This is a genomic window from Chamaesiphon sp. VAR_69_metabat_338 (assembly GCF_031423935.1).
GTDB lineage: Bacteria > Cyanobacteriota > Cyanobacteriia > Cyanobacteriales > Chamaesiphonaceae > Chamaesiphon.
Window position 1 is genome coordinate 1 of record NZ_JANPGM010000423.1, and the last position, 2,448, is coordinate 2,448.

The following is a 2,448-nucleotide window of genomic DNA, read 5'->3' on the forward strand; positions in this document are numbered from 1 at the left end:
ATACAGCGGCTGCTGTCTGTCGCCACCAATGGCAACTTTGGCAATGGCTTTCTCAAACGCATCTCCCGTTAAACCCATCGCCTCATACTTCGCCTTCGCATCCAACACCGTTGGCTTAGTCGGCTCCAATACCAAATCCAACCGCCGCAACACAATCAGCGGTAACATCACCTTGCGATACTGTGGCGGACGATATGGCCCTCGGAGTTTATCAGCAATACTCCAGATAAAACCGACTAGCTCTTGATGGTTGGAATTTTCGGCGGTAGTCATAGTCAGACTGGCTGGTGTGGAAGTATCGATTGTCATCATAGTGCCATTTGAATCGATCGGTACCAAGATCTCATCATCAACAGCACGCCAATAAACAAAGAATCGAGATCGGGGATCGCATCGGTTATCTCTACATCGATCGACACTGCTCCCTTCAGATCGCCCGCGTTAAAATTGAAGAAATTCGGTAAGTAACGGCCAGCGATTGTTAAAGTCGTTACATTAAAAGAATAGATAAGCTTTTATTACAGGTAGTTATGATTGATAAACTGCGCGCTCTCCTTAAACCTATGGTGAAAACATTTGTAGCAGTCGGACTAGTCCTAACTCTCGTGTTTGCTCAAACTGGCGATGCACTCGCCGCACGGAGTGGCGGACGAATTGGGGGCGGTTCTTTCCGCGCTCCCAGTCGGAGCTATGGTTCTCCTAGCAATAGTTATCCCAGCCGTGGTGGCGGCTATTTGCCAGGTGGTGGTTTCTCGTCGCCGTTCTTCTTTCTCCCCTTCATTGGTGGTGGCGGTGGTGGCTTATTCTCGCTGTTGATTATGTTCGCAGTTGGTAGCTTTTTACTCAACACTTTCCGTCGGGTAGCTGGTGGTGATAATTTTGAAGGTGATACGTACAATCCTCAAGTATCGATCGCTCAAATCCAAGTTGGTTTGCTAGCAGACGCCCGGAGCGTTCAGTCTAAACTAGACCAATTGGCAGAGACTGTCAACGCCGAGACAGCTAGTGGCAGAATGCACCTGCTCCAAGAAACCAGCCTCGAATTGCTGCGTCACCCCGAATACTGGACATACGGTAAAACTGGTACCCAACAAGCTAAACTCGATCGCGCTGAAGCCGTCTTCAATCAGTTGTCCCTCAACGAGCGCGGTAAATTTACGACCGAAACCCTCAGCAAGGTTAACAACCAACTCCGTCAGGCAAATGCTAATGCCGTACTCAACTCCACTGGCGAGTTAGTCACAGTCGAGCAAGAGCAAGAGCAAGAACGGGCAGAATACATCATCGTGACGCTGCTGGTTGCCGCTACTCGCGCGCTCGAATTGCCCAAAATAAACGGCCAAGACGATCTGCGCCAAGCCCTCCAAATGCTCGGCAGTCTCGATGCTAGCTCTATCGTCGCGATCGAAGCCATCTGGACGCCTCAAGCCAATGGTGATGCCCTCACAACGGACGATATCCACGCCTACTATCCCGACCTCAAGTTAGTCTAGTAGTCTGCTGTTAACACTGTTAACCAATCGAGCCTCCCCATCTGGGGAGGCTTTTCAAGTGAGTTGTAAGGTGAGCCAAATTAATCTGAGGCGATCGAATGGCATACAATAATTTTACTTTAGAGTCAGTTAAAGACAAGTTCGATCTACAGTTAATCAATAATCGGTTTTGCGAACTTTTTCCGATCTCTGAGCCTCAATCAGAATTTTTAACTATTTTTGTTGAATCATTTGCTCTAGCTGAGGTTGCAAAATCTGAAAAGGCTAAGTCTGAGTTACTGGTTAGCCCGATCTTAGTTCAGGCCAGAAGATTGGTCGATCGGCAAGTGCAATTGTTTTCTGGTGAGGAGTTTAATGTAGACCAGGAGAAGGGTTTAAATGGCTTCTGTGATTTTCTATTTAGCAAATCTGAAAATCAATTTACAATCGATGCTCCAGTATTAATGTTAGTTGAGGCTAAACGAGGTGAGATTGAAAGTGGACTGGGTCAATGTGTAGCTGAAATGGTAGCAGCTCAAAGCTATAATCAGCTTAAAAATAGCAGTATTCCAGCTATTTATGGTTGTGTAACTAGTGGTACACTATGGCAATTTCTAAAATTAGAAGGTAGCAATGTCACGATCGATCCTACTAATTATTTAGTTACACCGGTGCAGAAAATTCTTGGCATTCTCAAGTGGATATTAAGTCAGTGAGCGATCGATTAACATCAAGCGCATATTATCCAAATATGCGCAATTCCGCCTTCTCTCGATCCCCCATCCCCTATCCCCTATCCCCTATCCCCTAATTCCGATCGCCCACTGGCAACTTCACGGCAAACTCCGTCCACCCCGCAGTACTAGTGACATGGATTTGTCCGTTGAGTTGGGTGACTAACTTTTGAACCAGAGCCAATCCCAATCCGCTACCAGTCTGTGTCGATCGATCGCTGCTGGGAACGCGATAAAATTGC

4 protein-coding genes are annotated in these 2,448 nt (G+C 47.0%); 2 read left to right on the forward strand and 2 right to left on the reverse strand.

The features are described 5' to 3' along the window. On the reverse strand, positions 1-312 hold a 312-nt coding region (locus RMO84_RS11650), incomplete at its 3' end, for a type I restriction-modification system subunit M N-terminal domain-containing protein (RefSeq protein ID WP_310488624.1). A gap of 251 nt (positions 313-563) precedes the next feature. Here RMO84_RS11650 and RMO84_RS11655 point away from each other — a divergent pair. Next, entirely contained in the window at positions 564-1,493 is a 930-nt protein-coding gene (locus tag RMO84_RS11655) for a DUF1517 domain-containing protein (protein WP_310488625.1), read from the forward strand. Positions 1,494-1,591: 98 nt separating this feature from the next. Then, complete coding sequence (locus RMO84_RS11660) at positions 1,592-2,188, forward strand: hypothetical protein (protein ID WP_310488626.1); 597 nt, start codon at positions 1,592-1,594, stop codon at positions 2,186-2,188. A gap of 91 nt (positions 2,189-2,279) precedes the next feature. Here the strand turns inward: RMO84_RS11660 and RMO84_RS11665 are convergent. Beyond that, positions 2,280-2,448, reverse strand: a 169-nt coding sequence (locus RMO84_RS11665) for an ATP-binding protein (RefSeq protein WP_310488627.1), incomplete at its 5' end; no start/stop codon positions are given.